Origin of the sequence: Falsihalocynthiibacter sp. S25ZX9 (genome assembly GCF_041205405.1) — a bacterium.
In the GTDB taxonomy this organism is placed as follows: Bacteria; Pseudomonadota; Alphaproteobacteria; order Rhodobacterales; family Rhodobacteraceae; genus Falsihalocynthiibacter; species Falsihalocynthiibacter arcticus.
Genome location: NZ_JBGFCD010000053.1, coordinates 1 through 1,934 on the forward strand (window position 1 = coordinate 1; position 1,934 = coordinate 1,934).

The following is a 1,934-nucleotide window of genomic DNA, read 5'->3' on the forward strand; positions in this document are numbered from 1 at the left end:
CGATCCCAAATCTCAGCACGCTGTTCAGTTGAATAATAAATCCTACGACGATATTTCATGGCAAACACTCCATCTCTTCCTAAAGATTAAAGTGTTGCGTCGACCAGTTGAGGCCACCGCCGATAGCTGCCAAGGACAAGTCACTAGATGTGACGGCTTTTCAATCCTACGGCTTCCGTATTGCTTCCGCCTGAAAGGCAAACTCACTCAAACCGAATTGAGAAGGAGCACTAAACACTGGCTTAATTGAATGAAATGGTGAGCCGGTCGGGATCCGAGGCCTACTGTGTGCGCAGGCAGAGTTTTTGGCCTCAAGGGCCGCGTAATTTAAGCGCGATTTTGGCTCATCTGGTTAGTTGTATTATGCGACGCGTCTCCAGTGTCTTGCGTTTAAACCTGTCTCTTTGTTGTAGAATGGCTTTGCCGCGTCCAAAGTAGACATCTGCTTGCGTGACGTTGCTGAGGCTCTCACCCCTCTCAGGGATGCATGAATTACCCGCCGGTCAAAAGGGGGTGTGGCGCGCGACAAAGGCTTCGTTTTGCGCCTCAAGATCACTAGGAAGGAAGTAGTTTTCCGGAAATATCCGGTTCTTCGGGGTTTGGTGCCAACGCTCCACTGCCCAAAAGTCGCGGCTTGCAGCGATGACAGGGGATCTTGCCTTGGGTCTGTGGGGGATAGGGTGCACTGCGTGAGTGCTTCATGCCTTTGTCTCTTGCCACCACTCGGCCACAACCTGACGGAACCAACGCCTCAGTCTCATCCTCAGTCCGCATGTTGGTGCAGGGCTTCCACGAGATGATCTAGCGGCTGTAATCGTCGAAGATAGTGCTGAGATAGAGCCAGCCCCAACCCAGAACCTTGAGTCCGTTTGTCCCGTTGACCGACAGTTGATTGCAATGCAGTCAATGAGAGGGGGCGGTAAAATATGGTGCGGCGGATGCCAAGCTTGGCCAACGTTTGTCGCGCAGACAGGTGCGATCCTTCACCAAGCTGGATACTCTCCAATTTCTCTGTCGCGGCATACCTCATCGTGGTCGCCCCCACCGTTGATCATGCTTTTTTGATTAAACGGAGTTCGAGTGTTTGCTCAGCCATAACCTCTTTTTGATCTCGGGCTTCACGTTGTAGGTCTTTGACCTCGTTGGTTGTGACCGCTCGGATCGTGTCACCCGGCAAGCGCCGCTTGCCGGCTTCCATGAAGCCCTTCGCCCATTTGTAGTAGATGCCCTGTGATATGCCGTCCACGGCCTTCGCCGCGCAGCCCGTCTAAAACGACCCCAATCCTCTCCTCAATAGAAGTTTAGCTTTAAGACTAGCAAAACAATTAGGAGGCCAATGAGGCCTAAAGTAGCCCAAAATACTCGGATTGACCCGAGTGCGTATTCTGCAAGAAAAACGATTTGCAGGCAAAAAAATCCAATCGTCCAAAACAACTTCACCACCAAGGGAATTTCGATTCCAACGAAAAAGGGTAGCAAAAAAACAGCTGCTGATCCCCCGCCAACGAAAGCAACAGCTCTGACGGCATTGCGCCATATTGGATGCCGTGGCCTGTCCTCACTTCCATAGATAGCACGGCTGATAAAGACGACAATGATTTCTAACACGTCTGCCAAACTCGGGTGCTCCTTTGAATGAACTCACGACACAAATAGCGTAAAGACAGGAAGTGGCAGGATTTTGACAGTCTTCTAATTTAGATGACCTGTACTCACCTTGTTGTGGTTATTCTGATTCTGGGAAAACGTCGCAAAAGAATCGATCAAGCCATGGTTCCAAACCCGCCGCTGGTCTAAACGCAGCGAAAGCCGGCTAAGGGCGGTGGCCTCAACTGGTCGACGCAACACTTTAATCTTTAGGAAGAGATGGAGTGTTTGCCATGAAATATCGTCGTAGGATTTATTATTCAACTGAACAGCGTGCTGAGATTTGG

The 1,934-nt window shown here is 50.6% G+C and carries 2 protein-coding genes; both read right to left on the reverse strand.

The genetic code is table 11. The features are described from left to right. Positions 1-1,051: 1,051 nt before the first annotated feature. On the reverse strand, positions 1,052-1,246 hold the full coding sequence (locus AB9F29_RS21190) for a hypothetical protein (protein WP_335586156.1): 195 nt from the start codon (positions 1,244-1,246) through the stop codon (positions 1,052-1,054). 446 nt (positions 1,247-1,692) lie between these two features. Then, positions 1,693-1,934: hypothetical protein (locus tag AB9F29_RS21195; protein WP_369757163.1), on the reverse strand; the 242-nt coding region annotated here is incomplete at its 5' end.